Source organism: Pseudomonas sp. DWRC2-2 (assembly GCF_049897885.1).
GTDB classification, from domain to species: domain Bacteria; phylum Pseudomonadota; class Gammaproteobacteria; order Pseudomonadales; family Pseudomonadaceae; genus Aquipseudomonas; species Aquipseudomonas azotoformans_A.
The window spans coordinates 912,765-938,311 of record NZ_JAFCXD010000002.1 but is presented as its reverse complement, the minus strand read 5'-3'; the positions used below and the strand labels follow the sequence as shown (position 1 = coordinate 938,311).

Annotated in this window: 20 protein-coding genes; 8 read left to right on the top strand and 12 right to left on the bottom strand. The window is 60.4% G+C overall.

Annotated elements, in window-relative coordinates; all coding sequences use genetic code 11:
• Window positions 1-51 precede the first annotated feature (51 nt).
• Both lolD and ACP7EW_RS12940 read right to left on the bottom strand, forming a co-directional pair.
• Window positions 52-735 carry a lipoprotein-releasing ABC transporter ATP-binding protein LolD gene (lolD, locus tag ACP7EW_RS12945; RefSeq protein ID WP_167351254.1) on the bottom strand — a complete coding sequence of 228 codons (684 nt, stop codon included), beginning with the start codon at window positions 733-735 and terminating at the stop codon, window positions 52-54.
• A gap of 7 nt (window positions 736-742) precedes the next feature.
• The gene (locus tag ACP7EW_RS12940) at window positions 743-1,993 is read right to left on the bottom strand and encodes a lipoprotein-releasing ABC transporter permease subunit (protein ID WP_038850355.1); all 1,251 of its coding nucleotides are present in this window, start codon (window positions 1,991-1,993) and stop codon (window positions 743-745) included.
• Between the two features lie 94 nt (window positions 1,994-2,087).
• On the opposite strand from ACP7EW_RS12940, the gene ACP7EW_RS12935 reads away from it, so the two are divergent.
• On the top strand, window positions 2,088-2,672 hold the full coding sequence (locus ACP7EW_RS12935; RefSeq protein ID WP_033902569.1) for a PilZ domain-containing protein: 585 nt from the start codon (window positions 2,088-2,090) through the stop codon (window positions 2,670-2,672).
• A gap of 46 nt (window positions 2,673-2,718) precedes the next feature.
• Window positions 2,719-3,441, top strand: a complete 723-nt coding sequence (locus ACP7EW_RS12930) for a glycerophosphodiester phosphodiesterase (RefSeq protein WP_016975274.1) — start codon at window positions 2,719-2,721, stop codon at window positions 3,439-3,441.
• A 42-nt stretch (window positions 3,442-3,483) separates the two neighbouring features.
• Here ACP7EW_RS12930 and sthA read toward each other — a convergent pair whose 3' ends face one another.
• A complete protein-coding gene (gene sthA / locus ACP7EW_RS12925) occupies window positions 3,484-4,878 on the bottom strand; it encodes a Si-specific NAD(P)(+) transhydrogenase (protein WP_016975273.1) in 1,395 nt (464 codons plus the stop codon).
• A gap of 234 nt (window positions 4,879-5,112) precedes the next feature.
• Between sthA and ACP7EW_RS12920 the strand changes: the two genes are divergently transcribed.
• Complete coding sequence (locus ACP7EW_RS12920) at window positions 5,113-5,646, top strand: chalcone isomerase family protein (RefSeq protein WP_426217421.1); 534 nt, start codon at window positions 5,113-5,115, stop codon at window positions 5,644-5,646.
• A gap of 73 nt (window positions 5,647-5,719) precedes the next feature.
• Here the strand turns inward: ACP7EW_RS12920 and ACP7EW_RS12915 are convergent, their stop codons facing one another.
• Window positions 5,720-7,183, bottom strand: a complete 1,464-nt coding sequence (locus ACP7EW_RS12915) for a glyceraldehyde-3-phosphate dehydrogenase (protein ID WP_033902571.1) — start codon at window positions 7,181-7,183, stop codon at window positions 5,720-5,722.
• A 340-nt stretch (window positions 7,184-7,523) separates the two neighbouring features.
• Here ACP7EW_RS12915 and mfd point away from each other — a divergent pair, with 340 nt between their 5' ends.
• The 3 genes from mfd to ACP7EW_RS12900 are packed head-to-tail and all read left to right on the top strand — an operon-like array spanning window position 7,524 to window position 14,251.
• Window positions 7,524-10,973 carry a transcription-repair coupling factor gene (gene mfd / locus ACP7EW_RS12910; RefSeq protein ID WP_426217419.1) on the top strand — a complete coding sequence of 1,150 codons (3,450 nt, stop codon included), beginning with the start codon at window positions 7,524-7,526 and terminating at the stop codon, window positions 10,971-10,973.
• Between the two features lie 11 nt (window positions 10,974-10,984).
• Window positions 10,985-11,551, top strand: coding sequence for a CsiV family protein (locus ACP7EW_RS12905; protein WP_033902573.1), 567 nt, complete (start codon window positions 10,985-10,987; stop codon window positions 11,549-11,551).
• 9 nt (window positions 11,552-11,560) lie between these two features.
• Window positions 11,561-14,251 carry an SNF2-related protein gene (locus ACP7EW_RS12900; RefSeq protein WP_426217416.1) on the top strand — a complete coding sequence of 897 codons (2,691 nt, stop codon included), beginning with the start codon at window positions 11,561-11,563 and terminating at the stop codon, window positions 14,249-14,251.
• Here ACP7EW_RS12900 and nagZ read toward each other — a convergent pair.
• Entirely contained in the window at window positions 14,248-15,255 is a 1,008-nt protein-coding gene (gene nagZ / locus ACP7EW_RS12895) for a beta-N-acetylhexosaminidase (RefSeq protein ID WP_426217414.1), read from the bottom strand. The genes ACP7EW_RS12900 and nagZ overlap by 4 nt on opposite strands.
• Before the next feature lie 136 nt (window positions 15,256-15,391).
• On the bottom strand, window positions 15,392-16,099 hold the full coding sequence (locus tag ACP7EW_RS12890; protein WP_033902576.1) for a TetR/AcrR family transcriptional regulator: 708 nt from the start codon (window positions 16,097-16,099) through the stop codon (window positions 15,392-15,394).
• A gap of 263 nt (window positions 16,100-16,362) precedes the next feature.
• Here ACP7EW_RS12890 and lexA point away from each other — a divergent pair, with 263 nt between their 5' ends.
• Both lexA and sulA read left to right on the top strand, forming a co-directional pair.
• Window positions 16,363-16,971: a transcriptional repressor LexA gene (gene lexA / locus ACP7EW_RS12885; protein WP_003172575.1), complete on the top strand. Its 609-nt coding sequence runs from the start codon at window positions 16,363-16,365 to the stop codon at window positions 16,969-16,971.
• A 10-nt stretch (window positions 16,972-16,981) separates the two neighbouring features.
• Window positions 16,982-17,455, top strand: coding sequence for an SOS-induced cell division inhibitor SulA (gene sulA / locus ACP7EW_RS12880; protein WP_426217412.1), 474 nt, complete (start codon window positions 16,982-16,984; stop codon window positions 17,453-17,455).
• A 206-nt stretch (window positions 17,456-17,661) separates the two neighbouring features.
• Here sulA and ACP7EW_RS12875 read toward each other — a convergent pair whose 3' ends face one another.
• The 6 genes from ACP7EW_RS12875 to fadB form a co-directional block, all read right to left on the bottom strand.
• On the bottom strand, window positions 17,662-17,895 hold the full coding sequence (locus tag ACP7EW_RS12875) for a hypothetical protein (protein ID WP_016975264.1): 234 nt from the start codon (window positions 17,893-17,895) through the stop codon (window positions 17,662-17,664).
• A gap of 110 nt (window positions 17,896-18,005) precedes the next feature.
• Entirely contained in the window at window positions 18,006-18,527 is a 522-nt protein-coding gene (locus ACP7EW_RS12870) for a DUF6586 family protein (RefSeq protein WP_033902578.1), read from the bottom strand.
• Window positions 18,528-18,653: 126 nt separating this feature from the next.
• Complete coding sequence (topA, locus tag ACP7EW_RS12865; protein WP_269133196.1) at window positions 18,654-21,275, bottom strand: type I DNA topoisomerase; 2,622 nt, start codon at window positions 21,273-21,275, stop codon at window positions 18,654-18,656.
• Between the two features lie 114 nt (window positions 21,276-21,389).
• On the bottom strand, window positions 21,390-21,626 hold the full coding sequence (locus ACP7EW_RS12860) for a DUF1653 domain-containing protein (protein WP_426217409.1): 237 nt from the start codon (window positions 21,624-21,626) through the stop codon (window positions 21,390-21,392).
• Window positions 21,627-21,723: 97 nt separating this feature from the next.
• Window positions 21,724-22,899, bottom strand: a complete 1,176-nt coding sequence (fadA, locus tag ACP7EW_RS12855) for an acetyl-CoA C-acyltransferase FadA (RefSeq protein WP_016975260.1) — start codon at window positions 22,897-22,899, stop codon at window positions 21,724-21,726.
• A 29-nt stretch (window positions 22,900-22,928) separates the two neighbouring features.
• A complete protein-coding gene (gene fadB, locus ACP7EW_RS12850; protein WP_095015132.1) occupies window positions 22,929-25,076 on the bottom strand; it encodes a fatty acid oxidation complex subunit alpha FadB in 2,148 nt (715 codons plus the stop codon).
• Between the last annotated feature and the right edge of the window lie 471 nt (window positions 25,077-25,547).

Here is a 25,547-nt window from a genome sequence, read left to right as displayed (position 1 = left end):
GCCTGAAAAAATGAAAAAGCCCGGCGCTTGAAGCGCCGGGCTTGAAACGGGTCAGATGGCGACCAGATGACCTTCCTGCAGGTGCAACACACGGTCCATCTGGCGGGCCATGCTCATGTCATGGGTCACCACCAGGAACGCGGTGCGCATCTGGGTGCTCAGTTCCAGCATCAAGTCCTTGATGCCCTGAGCGGTGTGGGAGTCGAGGTTGCCGGTTGGCTCATCGAGCATCACCAGCCCTGGGTTGTTCACCAAGGCGCGGGCGATGGCCACACGCTGGCGCTCGCCGCCGGACAACTCGGCCGGTTTGTGCTCCAGGCGATGGCCGAGGCCAACGCGCTCCAGCAAGGCCTTGGCGCGCTGACGGGCTTGCGGGATCGCGGTCTTGCCGATCAGCAGCGGCATGCACACGTTTTCCAGGGCGGTGAACTCCGGCAACAGGTGGTGGAACTGATACACAAAGCCCAGCGAACGGTTGCGCAGCTGGCCGCGAGCCTTTTCACCGAGGGCCGACAGTTCTTCACCGGCCAGCCACACGCTGCCCTGGGACGGCGTATCAAGGCCGCCCAACAGGTTCAGCAAGGTACTTTTACCAGAACCGGAACTGCCGACGATCGCCACGCGCTCGCCTGGGTGCAGCTCAAGTTGCAGGTTGGACAGCACCACCACCGACTCCGGGCCTTCCTCGTAGGATTTGCCCAGGTCGCGGCAGCTCAGGATTGCTTTTTCACTCATGCCCGATTCACTCATAACGTAAGGCCTGTGCTGGCTGGGTACGTGCCGCGCGCCAGGCTGGATACAGGGTGGCAAGGAAACTCAGGACCAACGCAGCACCGCCCACCATCAACACGTCCTGGGCCTGAACCTGGGACGGCAAGTAGTCGATGAAGTAGACGTCGGCGTTGAGAAACTTGTGGCCGATCAGGGTTTCGAGGCCCGCGATGGCGGCGCTCACGTTCAGCGCGGCCAAAATGCCGACGGCCGTACCGATCAGGGTACCGACCACGCCGATCACGGTGCCCTGCACCATGAAGATCGCCATGATCTGCCCCGGCGTGGCGCCGAGAGTACGCAGGATGGCGATATCACCCTTCTTGTCGTTCACCACCATCACCAGCGTGGAGATGATGTTGAAGGCCGCCACGGCGACGATCAGCAGCAACAGCAGGCCGATCATGGCTTTTTCCATGCGGATGGCCTGGTACAGGTTGCCGTGGGTACGGGTCCAGTCGCGGGCGTAGTACTGGCTTTCACCCAGATGCTGGGCGATTTCCCAGGCGCCGCGCGGCGCATCGAACAAGTCAGCGAACTTGAGGCGCAAGCCCTGCACCTGGTCCGGCTGCCAGCGATGCAGGCGCGCCAGGTCGGTGAGGTTGGTCAGGCCTAGGTAGCCGTCGATCTCGCCAGCGCCCACGTGGAAAGTACCGACCACGGTAAAGCGCTTCATGCGTGGGAACATGCCCGCCGGGGTCACCGTGACTTCCGGCGCGACGAAGGTCAGCTTGTCGCCGAGGCCCACGCCGAGCTTGGCCGCCGCCTTGTCGCCGATGACAATGCCGAAGCTGCCGGGCGCCAGGTCGTCGAGTTTGCCCTGCAGCATGAACTTGTCGATGATCGAGACGTTGCGTTCCTGGACCGGGTCGATGGCATTGAGCAGGATCTTCTGCACCTTGCCGTCATGGGTCAGCAACCCCTGCATCTGGGTGAATGGCGCGACGGCCAGCACCTTGGGGTTCTGCTTGACCTTGTCGGCCAGGCTTTGCCAATCACTGATGGGCGCATCGCCCTCGATGGTCGCGTGGGGCACCATGCCCAGCACGCGGGTGCGCATCTCATGATCAAAGCCATTCATCACCGACAGCACCACGATCATCACGACAACGCCCAAGGCGAGCCCGATCATCGAGGTCAGGGAAATGAACGACACAAAATGATTGCGACGCTTTGCACGGGTATAACGCGTGCCGATAAATACGAAGAGAGGTCTGAACATGTCGGGGCTTGTTCGGAGGAAAAGAAGACGTCCCGGTGGCGGGGTCTGGTAAGCAGCTTTACACTCTGACCATTACCGCTAGCTGGGGTTCGCCATGTCGACATTAGATGAAGAAGAACGCCGCGAATACTACCGTATCGACGACATGATCGCACTTCAAATCAAAAGCCTGTCTGCCCCCGAGGCGGCGAGCAAGGAAGTGTTGCTGGATGATTCTCCGCTGTTCAATTTACTCAGTGAATTGCACCTGAGTGAATTCGAAGCGCAGCACCTGCTGCGCCAGCTCAGCGAGAAGGATCGCACCCTCGCCGCCTTCCTTCGTGTGCAGAACAAACGCCTGGACCTGCTCAGCCAGATCATGGCGCGCGGGCTGCTAGATGAGGTCGGCGCACCGCAGCCGGTGATCATTTCCGAAGGCGGCATCGACTTCCAACACCCCACGCCCCTGCCGGCCGGCGCGCACCTGGCGGTCAAGCTGGTGCTGATGCCCCAGGCGCTCGGCCTGCTGCTGCGTGCGCGGGTCACCCATTGCGACCCCAAAGGCGCAGGCTTTGATGTCGGCACGGAATTCGAAGCCATGACCGACGCCCAACGCCAACTGCTCGCGCGCTACATCCTGCAGAAACAGGCCCAGGAACGCCGCCTGGCGCGGGAACAGAGCGACGCCCAAGACACTTGAACTCTCGAATTCACCCCGCCAGACGACCTGGCGTAAAGGAGCAACTGTGACCCTGATCTACGGCCACCGCGGTGCCAAAGGCGAAGCACCGGAAAATACCCTGACCAGCTTCCAGGAGTGCCTCAAGCACGGTGTACGCCGTTGCGAACTGGATTTGCACCTGTCCATGGACGGCGAGCTGATGGTCATCCACGACCCAACCCTCAAGCGCACCGCCGACCGGCGCGGCAAAGTCGTCGAATACTCGGCAGCCGACCTGGTGAAGATGGATGCGCGCAAAGGCGGCCCAGGCTGGGTCAAGCCGTGCCCGATTCCGCGCTTGGAAGAACTGTTCGAAAAGTGTGACTTCGATCACTGGCAACTGGAAGTCAAAAGCGCCTCGCGCACCCGCGCCGCCACCACCGTGTTGGCGATCCGCGAGATGGCCGTGCGCTTTGGCCTGATGGACAAAGTCACCGTCACCTCAAGTTCGCGAGAAGTGTTGAAGGCGGCCGTTGAACTCACCCCCGACCTGTCACGCGGCCTGGTCGCCGAATACGCCTGGCTCGACCCGCTGAAGGTCGCGCAGAATTACGGCTGTGAGATCTTGGCGTTGAACTGGACGTTGTGCACCCCTGAGCGACTGGAAAAAGCCCAGCGCCAGGGTTTGCACGTGTCCGTGTGGACCGTCAACGAACCTGCGCTGATGCGCAGGCTCGCCGACTTCGGCGTAGATAGCCTGATTACAGACTTTCCCGGTTTGGCCACTGCCACTCTCGGGAATTACTGAAATCGGTCTCCCCGGCCGGCTCAGGCCACCGGCCGGAGCCGCTCAAAAAAGCCGGTTGAGGCCGTCGTAGGCCGCTACCCGATAAGCTTCCGCCATGGTCGGGTAGTTGAACGTGGTGTTGACGAAATACTTCAGGGTATTGAGTTCACCCGGCTGGTTCATGATCGCCTGGCCGATGTGCACGATCTCCGAAGCCTGGTAGCCGAAGCAATGCACGCCGAGGACTTCCAGGGTTTCACGGTGGAACAGGATCTTCAGCATGCCTTGCGGCTCACCGGCGATCTGCGCACGCGCCATGCTCTTGAAGAACGCCTTGCCGACTTCGTAAGGCACCTTGGCCTTGGTCAGTTCGTGTTCGTTCTTGCCGATCGAGCTGATCTCGGGAATCGTGTAGATCCCGGTCGGCACGTCGTTCACGTAGCGCCAGCTGCCATTGTCGACGATGCTGCCAGCGGCCGAGCGGCCCTGGTCATGCGCCGCACTGGCCAGGCTCGGCCAGCCGATCACATCACCGGCGCCGTAGATGTTCGCCACGCAGGTGCGATAGTTCTCGTCCACTTCGATCTGGCCACGGCTGTTGACCTTGACCCCGATGTTTTCCATACCCAGCTTGTCTGTGTTGCCGGTACGGCCGTTGCACCACAGCAAGGCGTCGGCCTTGATCTTCTTGCCGGACTTGAGGTGCAGGATCACACCGTTGTCCAGGCCTTCGACGCGCTCGTACTCTTCGTTATGACGCACGGTGATGTTGTTGTTGCTGAAGTGGTAGCTCAACGCCTGGGAAATTTCCGAGTCGAGGAAGCTCAGCAACTGGTCGCGGTTGTCCACCAGTTCCACCAGCACGCCCAGGCCGCTGAAGATCGAGGCGTATTCACAGCCGATCACACCGGCGCCGTAGATGATCAGTTTGCGCGGGGTGTGGCCCAGGCTCAGGATGGTGTCGCTATCGTAGATACGCGGGTGGTGGAAATCGATGTCCGCCGGGCGGTACGGGCGCGAACCGGTGGCGATGATGATGTGCTTGGCCACCAGCTTCTCGACCACGCCATTGGGGCAGACCACTTCGATGGTTTGCTCGTCGGCGAAGCTGCCGGTGCCGAAGAACAGGTCGACGCGGTTACGGGCGTAGTAGCCGGTACGCGAGGCGACTTGCTTGGAGATGACTTTCTCGGCGCTCTTGAGCACGTCCGGGAACGAGAACCAGCGCGGCTCACCAATGGCCCGGAACATCGGGTTGGTGTTGAACTGCATGATCTGGCGCACCGAGTGACGCAAGGCCTTGGACGGGATGGTGCCCAGGTGGGTGCAGTTACCGCCGACCTGACGACGGCTATCGACCATCGCCACCTTGCGCCCTGCTTTCGCGGCGTTCATCGCCGCACCTTCTCCAGCAGGGCCGGAACCCAGTACCACCACGTCGTAGTTGTAGACAGCCATGCGTACTCCTCAGAACAGGCCAGGCGTACGGTTGGACGCCGGGCTAAATCATGCCGCGGCCAGCGGTCATGAAGGACAATTCGGCTCAAGTGTGTGAACCGGGGCACAGTCTATATAAGGCTCAACGCCGCGAACATTAACCCTTGGTCGCGTCGTAGGCCAGTCTTGCCTTTACTACACCATCAGGAAATTGCAATTACACTGCCAGCAAGCCCCTTTGCAGGACTGGCCATTATGCGACATGTCGCTTTCTGTTTATTACTGATGCTGTCGATCACGGTGCAGGCCAATGAGGCGGATCGGCTAAAGCAAGCCGACTTTCCCGCACAGTCCCAGCAATTGACCTTGAAAAACCAGGCGGTGCTCACCTATCTCTGGGCGGATGTTTACGCGGCTGCGCTGTATACCCCGTCCGACGTGAGCGCCAAGCAGGCCTGGGCGCAACAAAAAGCGCTGCGCCTGACGCTTTATTACTTTCGCGACATCGACCGCAATGATGTGATCAAAGCCGCCACTGCCACGCTGGAGCGCCAGCAGACCAACGCCCGCCTCCAACCCGAAATAGACAAACTGCACGCCAGCTTTCGCGATATCCGCAGCGGTGATCGGTATGCCCTGGACTTTCGTCCGGGCCGTGGTTTGAACCTGGAGATCAATGGTCAGGTGGTGTTCAGCAGTGCCGATGAGGAGCTGGCGAAGACTTACTTGGGGGTCTGGCTGGCGCCCAAAGGGCTTTCCGACAGCCTGCGCAGCAAGCTATTGGAATGATGGAGACACCAAAGATCTCTCAGCCACAAAAAAGCCCCAAACCAGTCGGGGCTTTTTCATCTAAAGCTGATGCTTAGCGCGGAAACGCAGGCGGGTTGACCCCAGCCATGTCTTCCATCACGCGAACCACCTGGCAGCTGTAGCCGAACTCGTTGTCGTACCACACGTACAGGACAACGCGGTTGTCCTGGGTAATGGTCGCTTCCGCGTCCACCACACCGGCGTGGCGCGAGCCCACGAAGTCGGTGGAGACCACTTCCTGTGAGTTGACGAAGTCGATTTGCTTATGCAGATCGGAGTGCAGCGCCATGTAGCGCAGGTACTCGTTCATCTCTTCACGGGTGGCGGCTTTCTCAAGGTTCAGGTTGAGAATGGCCATCGACACGTTTGGCGTCGGCACGCGGATCGCGTTACCGGTCAGCTTGCCGGCCAGCTCAGGCAGGGCCTTGGCAGCAGCGGTGGCAGCACCGGTCTCGGTGATCACCATGTTCAACGCGGCGCTACGGCCACGGCGATCGCCCTTGTGGAAGTTGTCGATCAGGTTCTGGTCGTTGGTGTACGAGTGAACGGTCTCGACGTGGCCGTTGACGATGCCGAACTTGTCATTCACCGCCTTCAGCACCGGCACGATGGCGTTAGTGGTGCAGGAAGCGGCGGACACGATCTTGTCGTCAGCGGTGATTTCGCTGTGGTTGATGCCGTGAACGATGTTCTTCAGCTTGCCTTTGCCAGGCGCGGTCAGGACGACGCGATCCACACCCGGGCAGGCCAGGTGCTGGCCCAGGCCTTCGGCGTCACGCCATACGCCGGTGTTGTCCACCAGCAGAGCGTCCTTGATGCCGTACTGGGTGTAATCCACCTCGGACGGGTTCTTCGCGTAGATCACCTGGATCAGGTTACCGTTGGCGGTGATGGTGTTGTTTTCTTCGTCGATGACGATGGTGCCGTTGAACGGACCGTGTACCGAATCGCGGCGCAGCAGGCTGGCGCGTTTGGTCAGGTCGTTCTCGGCGCCTTTGCGCACGACGATGGCACGCAAGCGCAGGCCGTCGCCGCCACCGGTTTTTTCGATCAGGATGCGTGCCAGCAGGCGGCCGATACGACCGAAGCCGTACAGCACCACGTCGGTACCTTTGCGGGCAGCGGCATTTTGCTGGCCAACCACATCGGCCATTTCTTCACGCACGAACTGCTCGGCGCTGCGGCCGGCGCCTTCCTTGCGGAATTTGTAGGCCAGCTTGCCCAGGTCTACCGAAGCCGCGCCGAGCTTGAGCTCGCTCATGGCTTTAAGCAGTGGGAATGTTTCGTGGACGGAGAGTTCGCTGTCGTCGGCGGAACGGTGACGCGCAAAGCGGTGGGCTTTGAGAATCGCGATGACGGACTGGTTGATCAGGCTGCGGCCATAGATCGAGCTCACCACATTGTTATTGCGGTACAGCTGACCGATAAGCGGGATCATCGCTTCTGCGAGTGCTTCACGGTCGATCCATTCACCAAGACACTGGTCGGGCTTCTGAGTCACGGGAACCTTCCACATGTAGGGGCTGAAAAAAGGGGCTACATTATGCCGCCCGACCGCCCCCGGAGCAATGCGCGTCCGGCAACAAAAAGTCCTTGCGAAAAATTGACACCCCGCTACAGCCCAGTAAATACGCGGGTTCCAGAAGGCCACTAATGACAGGCGCGGAACAACTTGTCCGTAACCCTCCGAAAAACGCGTACATTTTGGCACTACATATTGAGTCAAAACCCGCCATTGTTTGTCTTAGCCACTACATTTCCTACAAACCGTAATAGGCTCAGTCAGCAACTGACAGACGGCGCCCCGCACCGTTACAATTACCGACTTTGTCGCAACGCTTGGAGCTCAACCTTCCGTGCCCGTCCTGCGTCTACCGCTACTCCCTGCTGCGGCAGGCAAACAGCACTGGGGCAACCTGCCCGGTGCCGCCCTGAGCCTGGCCATCGCCGAGGCTGCCAGCGCAGCCAAGCGCTTTACCCTGCTGCTCACCGCCGACAGCCAAAGCGCCGAACGGCTGGAGCAGGAGCTGAGCTTCTTCGCCCCCGATTTGCCGGTGCTGCATTTCCCCGACTGGGAAACCCTGCCCTACGACCTGTTCTCGCCGCACCAGGACATCATCTCCCAGCGCATCGCCAGCCTGTACCGCTTGCCGGAACTGGCCCACGGCGTGCTGGTAGTGCCGATCACCACGGCCTTGCATCGCCTGGCGCCGACCAAGTTCCTGCTGGGCAGCAGCCTGGTGCTGGATATCGGCCAGAAGCTGGACGTCGAACAAATGCGCACGCGCCTGGAAGCCAGTGGCTACCGCTGCGTCGACACGGTGTACGAGCACGGTGAGTTCGCGGTGCGTGGCGCGCTGATCGACCTGTTCCCGATGGGCAGCAAACTGCCCTATCGCATCGACCTGTTCGACGACGAAATCGAGACCCTGCGCACCTTCGATCCGGAAAACCAACGCTCCATCGACAAAGTCGACTCGGTCAAGCTGCTGCCTGCGCGGGAATTCCCGCTGCAGAAAGACGCGGTCACGCGCTTCAAGGCGCGCTTCCGTGAACGCTTCGACGTGGACTTCCGCCGCTGCCCGATCTTCCAGGACCTGAGCAGCGGGATTACCCCGGCCGGTATCGAGTACTACCTGCCGTTGTTTTTCGACGAGACCTCCACCCTCTTCGATTACCTGCCCCAGGACACCCAGGTGTTCTCGCTGCCAGGCATCGAACAGGCGGCGGAAAATTTCTGGAACGACGTGCGCAACCGCTATGAAGAGCGCCGCGTCGATCCGTCCCGTCCTTTATTGCCGCCCGCCGAACTGTTCCTGCCGGTGGAAGACTGCTTCGCGCGCCTGAAAAGCTGGCCGCGCGTGGTCGCCAGCCAGCAGGATGTGGAAACCGGCGTTGGCCGCGAACGCTTCCCGGCGGGCACACTGCCGGATCTGTCGATCCAGGCAAAAGCCACGCAACCGCTGGAAGCGCTGTCCAATTTCCTCGGCGACTTCCCCGGCCGCGTGCTGTTTACCGCTGAATCCGCTGGCCGTCGCGAAGTGCTGCTGGAACTGCTGGAACGCTTGAAGCTGCGACCAAAAACCGTCGACAGCTGGCCGGATTTTGTCAAAAGCAAAGAGCGCCTGGCGATCACCATCGCCCCGCTCGACGAAGGCCTGTTGCTGGACGACCCGGCCCTGGCGCTGATCGCCGAAAGCCCGCTGTTCGGTCAGCGCGTGATGCAGCGCCGCCGTCGTGAAAAACGCGCCGACGCCAACAACGACGCGGTGATCAAGAACCTCACCGAACTGCGCGAAGGCGCGCCAGTGGTGCACATCGATCACGGCGTCGGCCGCTACCTGGGGCTGCAGACCCTGGAGATCGACAACCAGGCCGCCGAATTCCTCACCATGGAATACGCCGAGGGCGCCAAGCTCTATGTGCCAGTGGCCAGCCTGCATTTGATCGCGCGCTACACCGGCAGCGATGACGCCCTGGCGCCGTTGCATCGTCTGGGCTCCGAGACCTGGCAGAAAGCCAAGCGCAAGGCCGCCGAGCAGGTGCGCGACGTCGCCGCCGAATTGCTCGACATCTATGCCCGCCGCGCCGCCCGCGAAGGTTACGCGTTTGCCGACCCGAAAGCCGACTACGCCACCTTCAGCGCCGGCTTCGCCTTCGAAGAAACCCCGGACCAGCAAACCACCATCGAAGCGGTACGCGCCGACATGCTCGCGCCCAAGCCCATGGATCGCCTGGTCTGCGGCGACGTGGGCTTCGGCAAGACCGAAGTGGCCATGCGCGCCGCCTTTATTGCCGTGCACGGCGGTCGCCAGGTGGCAATCCTGGTGCCCACCACTCTGCTCGCCCAGCAGCACTACAACAGCTTCCGCGACCGCTTTGCCGATTGGCCGGTGACCGTGGAAGTGATGAGCCGCTTCAAGTCGGCCAAGGAAGTGAATGCCGCCGTCGCCGACCTGGCTGAAGGCAAGATCGACATCGTGATCGGCACCCACAAGCTGCTGTCGGACGACGTGAAGATCAAGAACCTGGGCCTGGTGATCATCGACGAAGAACACCGCTTTGGTGTGCGTCAGAAAGAACAGCTCAAGGCCCTGCGCAGTGAAGTCGATATCCTCACCCTTACCGCCACGCCAATTCCGCGTACGCTGAACATGGCGGTGTCGGGCATGCGCGACCTGTCGATCATCGCCACGCCGCCGGCGCGCCGCTTGTCGGTGCGCACCTTCGTGATGGAGCAGAACAAAAGCACGGTCAAGGAAGCACTGCTGCGTGAACTGCTGCGCGGCGGGCAGGTGTATTACCTGCACAACGACGTGAAGACCATCGAGAAATGCGCCGCCGACCTCGCCGAGCTGGTGCCGGAGGCGCGTATTGCCATCGGCCACGGGCAGATGCGCGAGCGCGAACTCGAACAGGTGATGAGCGACTTCTACCACAAGCGCTTCAACGTGCTGATCGCCTCGACCATCATCGAGACCGGCATCGACGTGCCGAGCGCCAACACCATCATCATCGAGCGCGCCGACAAGTTCGGCCTGGCGCAATTGCACCAGCTGCGTGGCAGGGTCGGGCGTAGTCACCACCAGGCGTACGCCTATTTGCTCACGCCGCCGCGCCAACAGATCACTTCCGACGCAGAGAAGCGCCTGGAAGCCATCGCCAACACTCAGGACCTGGGCGCCGGTTTCGTGCTGGCCACCAACGACCTGGAAATCCGTGGCGCCGGCGAACTGCTGGGCGACGGCCAGAGCGGGCAGATCCAGGCAGTGGGCTTCACCCTCTATATGGAGATGCTCGAACGCGCCGTAAAAGCGATCCGCAAGGGCGAACAGCCGAACCTCGATCAACCGCTGGGCGGCGGGCCGGAAATCAATCTGCGCTTGCCCGCGTTGATTCCCGAGGATTACCTGCCGGACGTGCATGCGCGACTGATCCTGTACAAACGCATCGCCTCGGCCACCGATGAAGAAGGCCTTAAAGACCTGCAGGTGGAGATGATCGACCGCTTCGGCCTGTTGCCGGAACCGACCAAGAACCTGGTACGCCTGACCTTGCTCAAGTTGCAGGCCGAACAGTTGGGCATCAAGAAGGTCGACGCCGGGCCGCAGGGTGGACGCATCGAATTCGAAGCGCAGACGCCGGTAGACCCCCTGGTGCTGATCAAACTGATCCAGGGCCAGCCCAACCGCTACAAGTTCGAAGGGGCTACGCTGTTCAAGTTCATGGTGCCGATGGAACGTGCCGAAGAACGCTTTAATACCTTGGAGGCGTTGTTCGAGCGCCTCATCCCGAAATCTGCTTGAAGGACGCCCCAATGCGCCTGATCCGCATGTTGAGCCTGTTGTTGGTGGTCGTGGCCCCTGCGGCGTTCGCCGATAGCCCGTACCAGGTGGAAATGATCCTGGTGCGCCAGAACGCCGAGCCGGTGATCAACAGCCGCGCCGCCCCGGAAAACTGGGATGCCGGAGCGGCGCGCCTGGGCGATAGACTGAGCCCGCCGCGCCTGTCCAACATTGTCGACAAGCTGCGTGCCGACTCTACCTACACGGTGCTGCTGCATAAGGCGTGGGAACAGAACCTGGGCGAGCAGCCGGTCAAGGTCGCGATCACCGACGGTTCGGAGCAATTCGGCCAGTTTCCGATCGAGGGCGTGTTGAGCCTGCAACTGGGGCGTTTTACCGATATCGATGCGAACTTCTGGATCAACCAATTCGACGCCAACGGCAGCGTGATCGCCAGCGAGCACCTGAGCCAGACCGACGTGCGTACCAAGAACAACCAACTGAACTACCTGGACGGCGGCCACCTGGCGCTGCTGATCAAGATCACCTCGCTGACCGCCAAGCCCCCCAGCGCGCCACCGCCCGACATCCAGGACTGATCCAGCACCATGTCCCTCACGTCGTCGCTGACCAAACCCCTGGCCCCTTCGTGGGCCAATCGCTTTAAAGAGCAGAGCCTTGAGCGCGGGCGACGTTATGCCCTGGAAAACCGGGTGCGCATCGTCGAGTGCGGCGACAGCACCATCGTCGCCAGTTGCGAAGGCTCCGGCAGCAACGTGTATCGCCAGACCATCTCGCTGCGTGAATCGGCCAAGGGCACCTTGATCCTGGTGGACAGCCGCTGTACCTGCCCGGTGCACACCAACTGCAAACACATCGCCGCGGTATTGCTCAAGGTCCAGGAAACCCTGGCCTACCCCGCCGCCGCACAGGATGCAGAGCTGCTGGAAAAACTCCAGGCCGTGCTGGAAAACCGTGCAGTGCTGCCGCAAGTGGTGATGGAAGACGTGGTGCCGGTACCGCGCCTGTGGATGGCCAGTGTCGAATTCAGCGCCTTCGAACCGCGCAACGGCAAGATGCAGCGCTATATCCAGCACCGCGCGGCGCTGTCGTTCAACTACCTGGGTAACTACGTCAGCGGGCAAAAAAACGCTGACATCATCGTGCGCCAGGACACCCAGAGCCTGCGGATCAAGCGGCATCCGGAGCTTGAGCAACCGTATCGTGAACAACTGCGCCTGCTGGGCTTCAAGATCGCCACGCGCCAGAGCAAGGCCCTGCCGGAAAGCGCCGGCGAGCTGTTCGAGATGGTCAATGACAGTGCCTGGCTCACCTTCACCCTCAATGCCACGCCGACACTTCGCGCCGAGGGTTGGGAGCTGCTGATCGATGACGATTTCGGCTTCGACCTCAGCGCCGTCGATGACTGGTATGCCACCGTTGATGAAGGTCCGGAGCGTGATTGGTTCGATCTGGAGCTGGGGATCATCGTCAACGGCGAACGGCTGAGCCTGTTGCCGATCCTGCTGAACCTGATGCGCTCCCACACCGAGATTCTCAACCCGGAGAAGCTGGCGCGGCGCCGCGATGATGAGCTGATCCTGGTGAATATCCCAGGCCTGCCCAATGGCCATGGCCCGATACAAGTGGCGCTGCCCTACGGTCGACTGAAGCCCGTACTGGCGACCCTCGGTGAGTTTTACCTACAGGAAGCCGGCACCACCACGCTGCGCATGGCCAAGGCCGATGCGATCCGGCTTAACCCACTGGAAGACTTGCCGCTGCAATGGGAGGGTGGCGAGAAGATCCGCAACTTCGCCCAGCGCCTGCGGGATATCAAGGACTTTACCTGCGTAGCGCCTGAAGGGCTGAACGCGACCTTGCGCCCCTACCAACTGGAAGGCTTGAGCTGGATGCAGTCGCTGCGTCAGCTGGATGTTGGCGGCATACTTGCGGATGACATGGGCCTGGGCAAAACCCTACAGACCCTGGCGCATATTCTCAGCGAGAAGGCCGCGGGTCGCCTGGATCGGCCGTGCATGGTGGTGATGCCCACCAGCCTGATTCCCAACTGGCTGGACGAGGCGGCGCACTTCACACCGCAACTCAAGGTGTTGGCGCTGTATGGCGCGGGGCGTAAGAAACATTTCGCCAACCTGCAGGACTATGACCTGCTGCTGACCACCTATGCACTGCTGCCCAAGGACATCGAACAACTCGCCGCCCTGCCCTTGCATGTACTGATCCTCGATGAAGCCCAGTACATCAAGAACCCGTCCAGTAAGGCGGCCCAGGCGGCGCGCGAGCTGAACGCACGCCAGCGCCTGTGCCTGAGTGGTACGCCGCTGGAAAACCACTTGGGCGAGCTGTGGTCGTTGTTTCACTTCCTGCTGCCGGGCTGGCTCGGTGACGTGAAAAGCTTCAACCGCGATTACCGCGTGCCCATCGAAAAGCGCGCCAGCGATGTACGATTGCAGCACCTCAACGGTCGGATCAAACCTTTCCTGCTGCGCCGCACCAAGGAACAGGTGGCGACAGAATTGCCCCCCAAGACCGAGATCATCCACTGGGTCGACCTCAATGAAGCCCAGCGCGACGTGTACGAAACCATGCGCCTGGCGATGGATAAGAAAGTCCGCGACGAGATCACCCGCAAAGGCGTGGCGCGCAGCCAGATCATCATTCTTGAGGCGCTGCTGAAGTTGCGCCAAGTGTGTTGCGACTTGCGGCTGGTCAACGACGCGACCCTGCCCGCCCGTGGCGGCAGCTCCGGCAAGCTGGATAGCTTGATGGAGATGCTTGAGGAACTGTTTGAGGAAGGTCGGAGGATCCTGCTGTTTTCCCAGTTCACCTCAATGCTGAGCCTGATCGAAGTCGAGCTGAAAAAACGTGGCGTGGCCTACGCACTGCTCACCGGCCAGACCCGGGATCGGCGCACACCGGTGAAGGACTTCCAGAGCGGCAAGCTGCAGATTTTTCTGATCAGCTTGAAGGCCGGCGGTGTTGGCCTGAACCTGACCGAGGCCGATACGGTGATCCATTACGATCCTTGGTGGAACCCGGCCACGGAAAACCAGGCCACCGACCGTGCCTATCGCATCGGTCAGGAGAAGCCGGTGTTCGTCTACAAGATGATTGCCCGGGGCACGGTGGAGGAGAAAATCCAGCACCTGCAGAAGGAAAAATCCGATCTGGCAGCGGGCGTGCTGGATGGGCGTACTACTGGGGATTGGCAGTTGGGCAACGAGGATATCGAAGCGCTGTTTGCGCCGTTGCCCAACAAACAGGAAAAGCGCTAGATCAACTGCGCATCGCGCAAGGCAGTGAGGGCTTTCAGCCAACGCGGATCCTGCTTGTAGTCCGTCGACGCAATCGCCTGGCCGCGCATCCGTGCGATTCGGGCCGATGGCTTGACCTTCATGCGCTGGGCGGCGTTCAACGCCAGTTCTGCAGCCGCGCGATCGTTGCATACCAACCCCATGTCACAACCCGCCGTCAGCGCCGCTTCGATACGGCTGGCGGCGTCGCCCACCACATGGGCGCCAGCCATCGACAGGTCATCGCTGAAAATCACCCCATCGAACTGCAACTCACCACGCAGGATGTCCTGCAACCAGCGGCGCGAGAACCCGGCTGGCTGGGCGTCGACCTGCGGGTAGATCACGTGCGCGGGCATCACGGCCGCAAGTTGCTTGCTCAGGCGTGCGAAAGGCACCAGGTCATTGGCGCGAATCTGTTCCAGGCTGCGTTCATCATTGGGAATGGCGACGTGGGAATCGGCCTCAGCCCAACCGTGGCCGGGAAAATGCTTGCCGGTGGCGGCCATGCCGGCGCAGTTCATGCCGCGAATGAAGGCACCGGCCAGCACGGCGGCGCGCTCCGGGTCGCCTTCGAAGGAACGGGTGCCGACCACGGCGCTGCGCTGGTAGTCCAGGTCCAGCACCGGGGCGAAACTCAGGTCCAGGCCAACGGCCAGCACTTCAGTCGCCATGATCCAGCCACACTGCTCGGCCAGGTATTCGGCGTTGGGGTTGTCGGCCAACGCACGCATGGCCGGCAGGCGCACAAAGCCCTGGCGCAGGCGCTGTACGCGGCCGCCTTCCTGGTCGACAGCCAGCAACAGGTCCGGGCGCACGGCGCGAATCGCGGCGCTCAATTCCCGCACTTGGCGCGGATGCTCGATATTGCGCGCGAAAATGATCAGGCCGCCCACTTCAGGCTGGCGCAGCAGGTGGCGGTCCTCGGCCGTCAGCCAGGTGCCGGCCACGTCGACCATCAAAGAACCTTGCAGGGCAGCAGTCATAAACCTTCCTTAAATAACGCACACAACCCGTTGCCCTCACCAGGCACAGTGAGCACAACGAGTTATGAGTAAATAGCTGAATTCGGCATGGGCCGCTACTTTAGCGGATGCAAGCGGCCGCGCCCACCCGGCGCGGTCAAACCTTGGCGGGGGCTGGCGCGGACTTGCTGCGTGGGCGCAATTGGGCAGCGGCCATGGCCGCGTCGGTCACACCGGTCTCGGCGCGCATGCCGGCGGCCAGGAACGGCACCATCAGGCGCATGACCTGCTCAATGGAGGTGTTGACGCCGAAATCAGTCTCGGCAATGGCCCGCAACGCTTTGATCCCAGACATGCTAAACGCAGCGGCACCGAGCATGAAGTGCACACGCCAGAACAGCTCGATCGGCGGAATACGCGGAGCGGCCTCGTTAACCAGCAACATATAGCGACGAAATACCTTGCCGTACATGTCTTCGAGGTAACGGCGCAGGTGACCCTGGCTCTGGCTGAACGCCAAGCCCAACAAGCGCATGAAAATCGACAAATCGTTGCCGCTGCGAGGCTGAACCACCAGAGCTTGCTCAACGAGGATTTCCAGCAGCTCTTCCAGGGTCGGCTTATGGTCAGCCTTGGCCTGGCGACGTTCCAGCTCACGGTCGAGGCTCGCGCAGAACGGCCCCAGGAAGCGCGAGAACACCGCCTGGATCAGGGCCTTTTTCGAGCCGAAATGGTAGTTCACTGCAGCGAGGTTGACGCCAGCCTTGCTGGTGATCAGCCGCAATGAAGTTTCAGCAAATCCTTTTTCCGCGAACAATTGCTCGGCAGCATCGAGAATGCGTTCAACGGTTTCCGACTGGGCCATGGCTACTCCGCCTGACAAACACTTGTTTGAAACATACGTTTCAGGGTGTGTCTTGTCAAGCCTGAGGGTTCGCTTTCCGGCCGAGCAGTCATACATTTCATCGCTATTTAATCACATCCATACCGGTCTGTAGGCAGCGCTATCCCTGGCTTGTGGGAAGCATGCCCGATGACCGTCCAGCGGAGTGGCGCAAAAGGATGATTGCCAAGCGCAGTTCACTGTATATAATCCCAGTCACTGTATAAAAAGACAGAGCGATCAACATGCTAAAACTGACGCCACGCCAAGCTGAGATTCTGGCTTTTATCAAGCGCTGCCTCGATGACAACGGCTACCCGCCGACACGAGCGGAAATTGCGCTGGAACTGGGGTTCAAGTCCCCCAACGCCGCGGAAGAACACCTCAAGGCCCTCGCTCGCAAAGGCGCGATCGAGATGACCCCCGGTGCCTCGCGCGGTATTCGAATCCCTGGCTTCGAAGCCAAGGCCGACGAATCGACCCTGCCGATCATCGGCCGTGTCGCCGCCGGTGCGCCGATCCTGGCGCAGCAGCACGTCGAGGAATCCTGCAACATCAACCCGACCTTCTTCCATCCTCGCGCCGACTACCTGTTGCGGGTCCACGGCATGAGCATGAAGGACGTGGGCATCTTCGATGGCGACCTGCTGGCCGTCCACACCACCCGCGAAGCCCGTAATGGCCAGATCGTCGTCGCCCGCATCGGCGATGAAGTCACCGTCAAACGCTTCAAGCGCGAAGGCAGCAAGGTCTGGCTCCTGGCCGAGAACCCTGAGTTCGCCCCGATTGAAGTGAACCTGAAAGACCAGGACCTGGTGATCGAAGGCTTGAGCGTCGGCGTCATTCGCCGCTAGAGGAGGCATCATGCAACTCGTCCACACCCCACAACACACACAACTGTCGCTGTTCGAGGCCTTCATGGCCCAACCCCTTGCGCCTATCCTCAAGGAAACGGTCGAAGCGCCCTGGGGCGCCGAACCTGAGGCGTTCAGTGAATTGTCGTTGCGCGGTGCAGCGGGGAGTTGCCTGAGCCTGCTGGCGCCGATCCTGCGTGAACTGAGCGAAGAGCAGGACGCCCGCTGGCTGACGCTGATCGCCCCGCCCGCCAGCCTGACCCAGGCCTGGCTGCGGGATGCCGGTCTCAACCGCGAGCGCATCCTGTTGCTGCAACCGCGTGGCGCACAAAGTGCCCAGCAGTTGACCTGTGAAGCATTGCGTCTGGGCCGCAGCCATACGGTGGTGAGCTGGTTGAATCCACTGAGTGTCAGCGCCAAGCAACAGTTGATCAGTGCCGCACGCACGGGGGATGCGCAGAGCTTGAACATTCGATTGGGATAAAACCAGAAGCAGGCTTGTTGTGGAGAGCGGGCTCATTGTGGCGAGCGGGCTTGCCCCGCGTTGGGCTGCGAAGCAGCCCCAAAACCAAGCACTGTGGAATAGCTGATACACCGCATTGGATCTATTTAGGTCTGCTTCGCAGCCCAACGCGGGGCAAGCCCGCTCGCCACAGAAGTCGCTTTAACCACATCGGCCCTCTTCAGAACTCAGTGAAGAACCCGCGGCCCTTCGTCTTTCTCTGGCTCGCCTTCTGCCAGGCGACCGGCCATCTGCACACCCACGCTCAACATGGCTTTAGCCACTTCCACGTGCTGGCCTTGCAGGAACTGTTTGGCATCCTCGGAAAAATCCAAGATAACCAGAGAACCCTCGTCCTCAGCCCGGCGCAGCTCGATTCGGCCGTCAGGCAACTCAACAATTTCCAGAAAGGACGTTGGCATAAAAGTCTGTTCTCCACGAAAGGCCGGGATTATATCAGTCATCCACCCAGCCCCGCAGAGGGGCTGAACAGGTTTCTTGACAGCTTGATGAATGGTCGCCTACAGGATGTTCAACACTCGTTGAGACCTTCACGAAAACGCAGCGCCATCTTTTTCAGCTCCTGGCGCCAGCCTTCCAGCTCTTCCCGGCTTAACGGCTTGGGTTCTTCCTCTTCCAGCGCGACCGCCACGATCAGCGGCTGGGTCACATCCCCCTTGGGGACATGCGGAATACGCGGTGGCTGGAACATATCCGCATGCGCCTTGAGCAAACGCGCCACCCAACTGTCCGGGCTTTGAGCCATTTCCACCAGTTCGGCCAGCTCAGGAATGGCCATCGAGTCCAGCACTTCGCGATTCATGATCATTTCTGCACGGGGCGAGCCGGCCTGAGGCAGGCGGTAAAACCCGGCGATTTCATGGCACAGGCCCAGCAAGGCGCCATACAGGTGAAACAACGCCGCTTCACGCCCCGCCTGGACCAGCGCGATGGCATTCATCTCTTTCCCTTCCTCGGCGCGGCCAAGGGCTTCCAGGGATAAACCCGCGAAGTAAATTTTCTGATTGGTACGGGTATAGAGTTCGTTGGCCATGACGGCAATCTCCACAACGAATAAGCGTGATGCTGGCTGAACAGTGTCACGGATCTGCCGAGCGCACTGCAAGGGCAAAAAAAGGCCGCCTGTGCAGGCGGCCTTTGTCATTGGCAGATTAGCCGATCAAGCGCCCTGGCGCTTATCCTCGACCTTCCACTTGCCGCCGTCGTAGAACGCTTTCCAGCCGGTAGGCTTACCGTCCACTTCGGTCTGCACGTACTGCTCCTTGGTCTTGCGGCTGTAGCGGATCACGGCTGGACGACCATCCGGGTCCTTCTTCGGCGCTTCACACAGGAAGTGGTACTTCGGATCAATCTCATCCTTGTGCGGCACGATCTCCAGCACCAGCGGCGCGCGGGTCTCGCGATTTTTCGGGAACTGGCTGGCCGCCAGGAACAACCCCGAAGCGCCGTCACGCAGGATGTAGGTGTCGTTGACCTTCTCGCACTTGAGTTCCGGCATCTTCACCGGGTCCATCTTCGGCGGCGCCGCGTCACCACTTTTCAGCAGTTTGCGGGTGTTCTTGCAGGTCGGGTTGGTGCAACCGAAGAACTTGCCGAAACGGCCGGTCTTGAGCTGCATCTCGCTGCCGCACTTGTCGCATTCCAGGCTCGGACCTTCGTAGCCCTTGATGCGATAGGTGCCCTCTTCAATCTCGTAGCCGTTGCAATCCGGGTTGTTACCGCAGATGTGCAGCTTGTGCTTCTCGTCCAGCAAGTAGGCGTCCATCGCCGTGCTGCAGATCGGGCAACGGTGCTTGCCACGCAGGACCAGCGACTCGGATTCACCCTCGTCATCGGCGGCGATTTCATCACCCGGCACCAGGTTGACGGTGGCCTTGCAGCGCTCTTTCGGCGGCAGGCTGTAACCCGAGCAACCGAGGAACACGCCAGTGGACGCCGTACGAATCTGCATCGGCCGACCGCAGGTCTGGCACGGGATGTCGGTCATCACCGGCTGGTTGGCGCGCATGCCGTTTTCAGGGCTTTCGGCTACTTCGAGTTTCTTCTTGAAGTCGCCGTAGAACTCGTCCAGCACGTTTTTCCAGTCGCGTTCGCCCTGGGCCACGTCATCGAGGTTCTCTTCCATACCGGCGGTAAAGCCGTAGTCCATCAGGTTGGAGAAGCTCTCGGACAGGCGCTCGGTCACGATGTCGCCCATCTTTTCCGAGTAGAAACGACGGTTGTGCAGCGCAACGTAGCCACGGTCCTGAATGGTCGAGATGATCGCCGCGTAGGTCGAAGGACGACCGATGCCGCGTTTTTCCATCTCTTTTACCAGGCTGGCTTCCGAATAACGCGCCGGCGGCTTGGTGAAGTGCTGCGACGGGTCGAGCTTGATCAGCTTCAACGTGTCGCCCTGGGCCATGTCCGGCAGCACGTCGTCATCGCCAGGCTTGGCGATTTGCGGCATCACACGGGTATAGCCGTCGAACTTGAGGATACGGCCCTTGGCACGCAGCTCGAAGTCGGAAGCCGCCACCGTCACGGTGGTGGACAGGTATTGCGCCGGCAGCATCTGGCAGGCCAGGAACTGGCGCCAGATCAGCTCGTAGAGGCGCTCAGCGTCGCGCTCCATGCCGCTCAGCTTGGCAGGCGTGGTGTTGGCGTCGGAAGGACGGATCGCTTCGTGAGCCTCTTGTGCGCCTTCCTTGCTGCTGTAGACGTTCGGCTTCTCCGGCAGGTACTTCTTGCCGAACTCTTCTTCAATGTAAGTACGCGCCATCGCCACCGCATCTTGCGACAGGTTGGTGGAGTCGGTACGCATATACGTGATGTAGCCGGCTTCGTACAAGCGCTGGGCCATCATCATGGTTTTCTTCACACCAAAGCCCAGGCGGTTACTCGCGGCCTGTTGCAGGGTGGACGTGATGAACGGTGCCGACGGCTTGCTGCTGGTCGGTTTGTCTTCACGCTTGACGATGCTGTAGCTGGAAGACTTGAGCTTCTCCAGCGCGGCCATCGCCTGGGCTTCGTTCAGCGGCTTGAACGCCTCGCCTTTCTCGCGGGCCACTTCAAAACGTACGTTGGCACCCTTGGCGGTGCCCAAGTCGGCGTGGACTTCCCAGTATTCTTCGGGGATGAACGCACGGATCTCGCGCTCACGCTCCACCACCAGCTTTACCGCAACCGATTGCACACGGCCGGCCGACAGGCCACGGGCGATCTTGGCCCACAGCAGTGGCGAGACCATGTAGCCCACGACGCGGTCGAGGAAACGACGGGCCTGCTGGGCGTTGACACGATCGATATCCAGTTCGCCCGGCTTGGAGAAGGCTTCCTGGATGGCTTTCTTGGTGATTTCGTTGAACACCACGCGCTTGTAGCGGCTGTCATCACCGCCGATGGCTTCCCGCAGGTGCCAGGCAATGGCTTCCCCTTCGCGGTCCAAGTCCGTCGCGAGATAGATGGTGTCAGCATCCTTGGCGAGCCGGCGCAGCTCTTCGATGACCTTTTCCTTGCCTGGAAGGATTTCGTACTTGGCCTTCCAGCCATGATCCGGGTCCACACCCATGCGTGAGACCAGCTGCTTGCGCGCTTTCTCTTTAGGGGTGAGCACCGGACCTTCGCCCGCAGCCGCCTTGCCGCGCTTGGCGGCTGGCTCCTTGCTGGCGCTAGCCGAACCGCTGGTGGGCAGGTCTCGGATATGGCCGATACTCGACTTCACCACGTACTCGTTGCCCAAGTACTTGTTGATGGTCTTGGCCTTAGCCGGGGATTCCACAATGACCAGCGATTTGCCCATGGATCGGAAAATTCCTGAATTCGAGAAGTGAAAGGCAGTTGGCGCCTGTCGCGGCAACGCTATATATAGTGGCAACAAGGTGAGGTCAAGCGCAGCATTCTGCGCGACCTGCCGTTATTGCCCTGAAAAAAGACTGGGTTCGGCCTGGACCAAAGCAAAGCGCGGGACCTGCTCGCCGTCAACTTCGACGGTCTCCACAAACATGCTCAACGGGCGCACCCAAAAGCCGTAATCGCCATACAGTGCTTGGTAGAACACCACTTCTTCTCCGGTCTCGGAGTGGCGCGCCACACTGAAAACACGGTACTGCGGACCTTTATAATGCTGGTAGAGCCCTGGTTCGACTTTCATGCTCTGGCCCTCTTACAAAATTTGTTAAAAAAAAAATACAAAACCACCCAAAAACAAAAACCGGGGCACTGGGCCCCGGCTTCCGTCAACCCAACGCTTAGACGCGTTCGAAGACGGTGGAAATGCCTTGGCCGAGACCAATGCACATGGTTGCAACCCCAAGGTTGCCGCCATTTTGCTTCATCACGTTAAGCAAAGTGCCGGAGATACGCGCACCGGAGCAACCGAATGGGTGGCCCAGGGCAATCGCGCCGCCGTGCAGGTTAACCTTCTCATTCATCTTGTCGAGTACTTTCAAATCTTTCAGCACGGGCAGGGCCTGTGCGGCGAAAGCTTCGTTGAGCTCGAAGAAGTCGATGTCGTTGATGGTCAGGCCCGCGCGCTTCAAGGCTTTTTGTGTGGCCGGTACTGGACCATAGCCCATGATTGCCGGGTCCACACCCGCCACGGCCATCGAACGGATCACAGCCAGCGGTTGGATGCCCAGGTCCTGGGCACGTTGCGCCGACATCACGATCATGCACGAAGCACCGTCGGTGATTTGCGACGAAGTACCGGCAGTCACGGTGCCGCCCTTTGGATTGAACGCCGGCTTGAGCGCCGCCAGGCTTTCCAGGGTGGTGTCCGGACGAATGGTTTCGTCGTAGTCGAACAGTTTCAGGAAACCGTTCTCGTCATAACCGTTCATCGGGATGATTTCATCCTTGAACTTGCCTTCCACAGTCGCTTTGTGGGCGAGTTGGTGGGAACGCAGGCCGAACGCGTCCTGGGCTTCGCGGGTAATGCCGTGCATTTTGCCAAGCATTTCCGCGGTCAGGCCCATCATGCCTGAGGCTTTTGCCGCGTACAGCGACATGTGCGGGTTAGGGTCAACGCCATGCATCATGCTGACGTGGCCCATATGCTCCACGCCACCGACCACGAACACATCACCGTTGCCGGTCATGATCGCCTGGGCGGCAGTGTGCAGCGCGCTCATCGACGAACCGCACAGGCGGCTCACAGTCTGGCCGGCGGCGGTGTGCGGGATCTGGGTCATCAGCGACGCCATGCGTGCGATATTCCAGCCCTGCTCCAGGGTCTGGTTGACGCAGCCCCAGATCACGTCTTCGACTTCGTTCGGGTCGACCTTGACGTTGCGTTCCAGCAGTTTGCTGATCAGGTGTGCCGACATATCTTCGGCACGGGTGTTGCGGTGCATGCCGCCCTTGGAGCGGCCCATCGGCGTACGACCGAAGTCGACGATCACGACGTCTCTTGGATTCAAGCTCATAAATATTCTCGCTCTAGTCGTCTGGGCACTTAACCGAAGAAGCGCTGGCCGTTCTTGGCCATTTCACGCAGCTTCGCGGTCGGGTGGTACAGCGGGCCCAAATCAGCGTATTGATCAGCCAGGGCAACGAACTCGGCCACACCGATCGAGTCGATGTAACGCAGCGCACCACCACGGAATGGAGGGAAACCAATACCGTACACCAGGCCCATATCGGCTTCGGCGGCGGTCTCGACGATGCCGTCTTCCAGGCAACGCACGGTTTCCAGGCACAGGGCGATCATCATCCAGTTGATGATGTCTTCGTCCGACACCTCACGCTGTTCGTAGATGACCGGAGCCAGCACTTCATGCACCGACGGGTCGGCCACTTTCTTCTGCTTGCCCTTCTTGTCGGCCTCGTAGGCATAGAAACCCTTGCCGTTCTTCTGGCCCAGGCGCTTGGCCTCGTACAGCGCGTCGATCGCCGAACGGCGGTCGTCTTTCATGCGGTCCGGGAAGCCTTCAGCCATGACGTCGCGACCGTGGTGGCCGGTGTCGATGCCGACCACGTCCATCAGGTACGCCGGGCCCATTGGCCAGCCGAATTTTTCCATGACTTTGTCGATGCGCACAAAGTCCACACCGGCGCTGACCAACTTGGCGAAACCACCGAAGTACGGGAACAGCACGCGGTTGACCAGGAAGCCCGGGCAGTCGTTGACCACGATCGGGTTCTTGCCCATTTTCTTGGCGTAGGCAACGGTGGTGGCAACCGCCAGCTCGCTGGACTTCTCGCCACGGATCACTTCCACCAGCGGCATCATGTGCACCGGGTTGAAGAAGTGCATGCCGACGAAGTTTTCCGGACGCTTGAGGGCCTTGGCCAGCAGCGAGATGGAAATGGTCGAGGTGTTGGACGCCAGGATGGTGTCGTCTTTAACCTGGGCTTCCACTTCAGCCAGTACGGCTTGCTTGACCTTCGGGTTCTCGACAACCGCTTCGACCACCAGGTCGACGTGGCCGAAATCGCCGTAGGACAGCGTAGGACGAATGCCGTTAAGCACTTCAGCCATTTTCGCGGCGGTCATGCGACCTTTATCCACGCGGCCGACCAGCAGCTTGGCGGCTTCTGCCAGGCCTTGCTCGATGCCGTGCTCGTTGATGTCTTTCATCAGGATCGGCGTGCCTTTGGACGCCGACTGATAGGCGATACCGCCGCCCATGATACCGGCGCCGAGTACGGCTGCCTGTTTCACGTCCTTGGCGATTTCGTCGTAGGCCTTGGCCTTTTTCTTCAGTTCCTGATCGTTCAGGAACAGGCCGATCAGGCTCTGGGCTGCGGAGGTTTTCGCCAGTTTGACGAAGCCAGCTGCTTCCACTTCCAGGGCTTTGTCGCGACCGAAGTTCGCGGCTTTCTGGATGGTCTTGATCGCTTCAACCGGCGCCGGGTAGTTCGGGCCGGCCTGGCCAGCCACGAAACCTTTGGCGGTTTCGAACGACATCATTTGTTCGATGGCGTTGAGCTTGAGTTTTTCCAGCTTCGGCTGACGCTTGGCCTTGTAGTCAAACTCGCCGCTGATGGCGCCCTTGATCAGGTTCAGTGCGGCTTCGGCCAGTTTTTCCGGGGCAACCACAGCGTCGACGGCACCGACTTTCAGCGCGTCTTCAGCACGGTTTTCCTTGCCAGCGGCAATCCACTCGATGGCGTTGTCGGCACCGATCAGGCGCGGCAGGCGTACGGTGCCGCCGAAACCTGGGTAGATGCCCAGCTTGACTTCAGGCAGGCCGATCTTGGCCGTGGCCGACATGACGCGAAAGTCAGCCGCCAGGCACATTTCCAGGCCGCCGCCCAACGCGATGCCGTTGATCGCGGCGACGGTCGGTACGTTGAGGTCTTCAAAATCGCTGAAAATCTTGTTGGCTTCGAGGTTGCCAGCCACCAGCTCGGCATCGGGCAGCTTGAAGTTGTCGACGAATTCGGTGATGTCAGCGCCGACGATAAACACGTCCTTGCCGCTGGAAACGATCACGCCCTTGACCGAAGCATCTGCTTTGATGGTGTCTACGGCCTGACGCAATTCATTCAGGGTTAGACGGTTGAACTTGTTGACGGACTCACCCTTGAGGTCGAACTTCAGTTCGACGATGCCACTTTCAAGAGCCTTAACCGTGATGGCTTTACCTTCGTAAATCATCAACTGATCTCCACGATATGGAAGCTGAACAGTACACACTGGACGCTGGCCTCTGGTTGGACACTGACCAGTTGCGTCAATGCTCATGCCAATCCGCCAGGCACACCCGCCAATGCGATAGTCGGGATTCTGTATGAGTCGTCTGACAGACAAACGCTCAATTCATACGCCCGTTTGATTTGGGTACGTCACCTTCATCCAATTCCGGGCAATTGTCAATCGCTCGAAAGCCTAGGAAAAACGCGACTTTCCAGTCATTTCAGAACCCCAACCCTAAGCCCGCGACTCGTCAATATTCAACTATTCACGAAATCAATAATGCAAAAGATATGGAAAAAGAATGTACAGAACGGGATATGCGGCTAGGCTAGCCGCAACCGTAAAGCGTCTGGATGAACATCCGACGCGCGAAACACCAGAATTACCGGCCTGCCTGGCCAACTCCAGCCCGATGATGATGTCGGGCTTTTT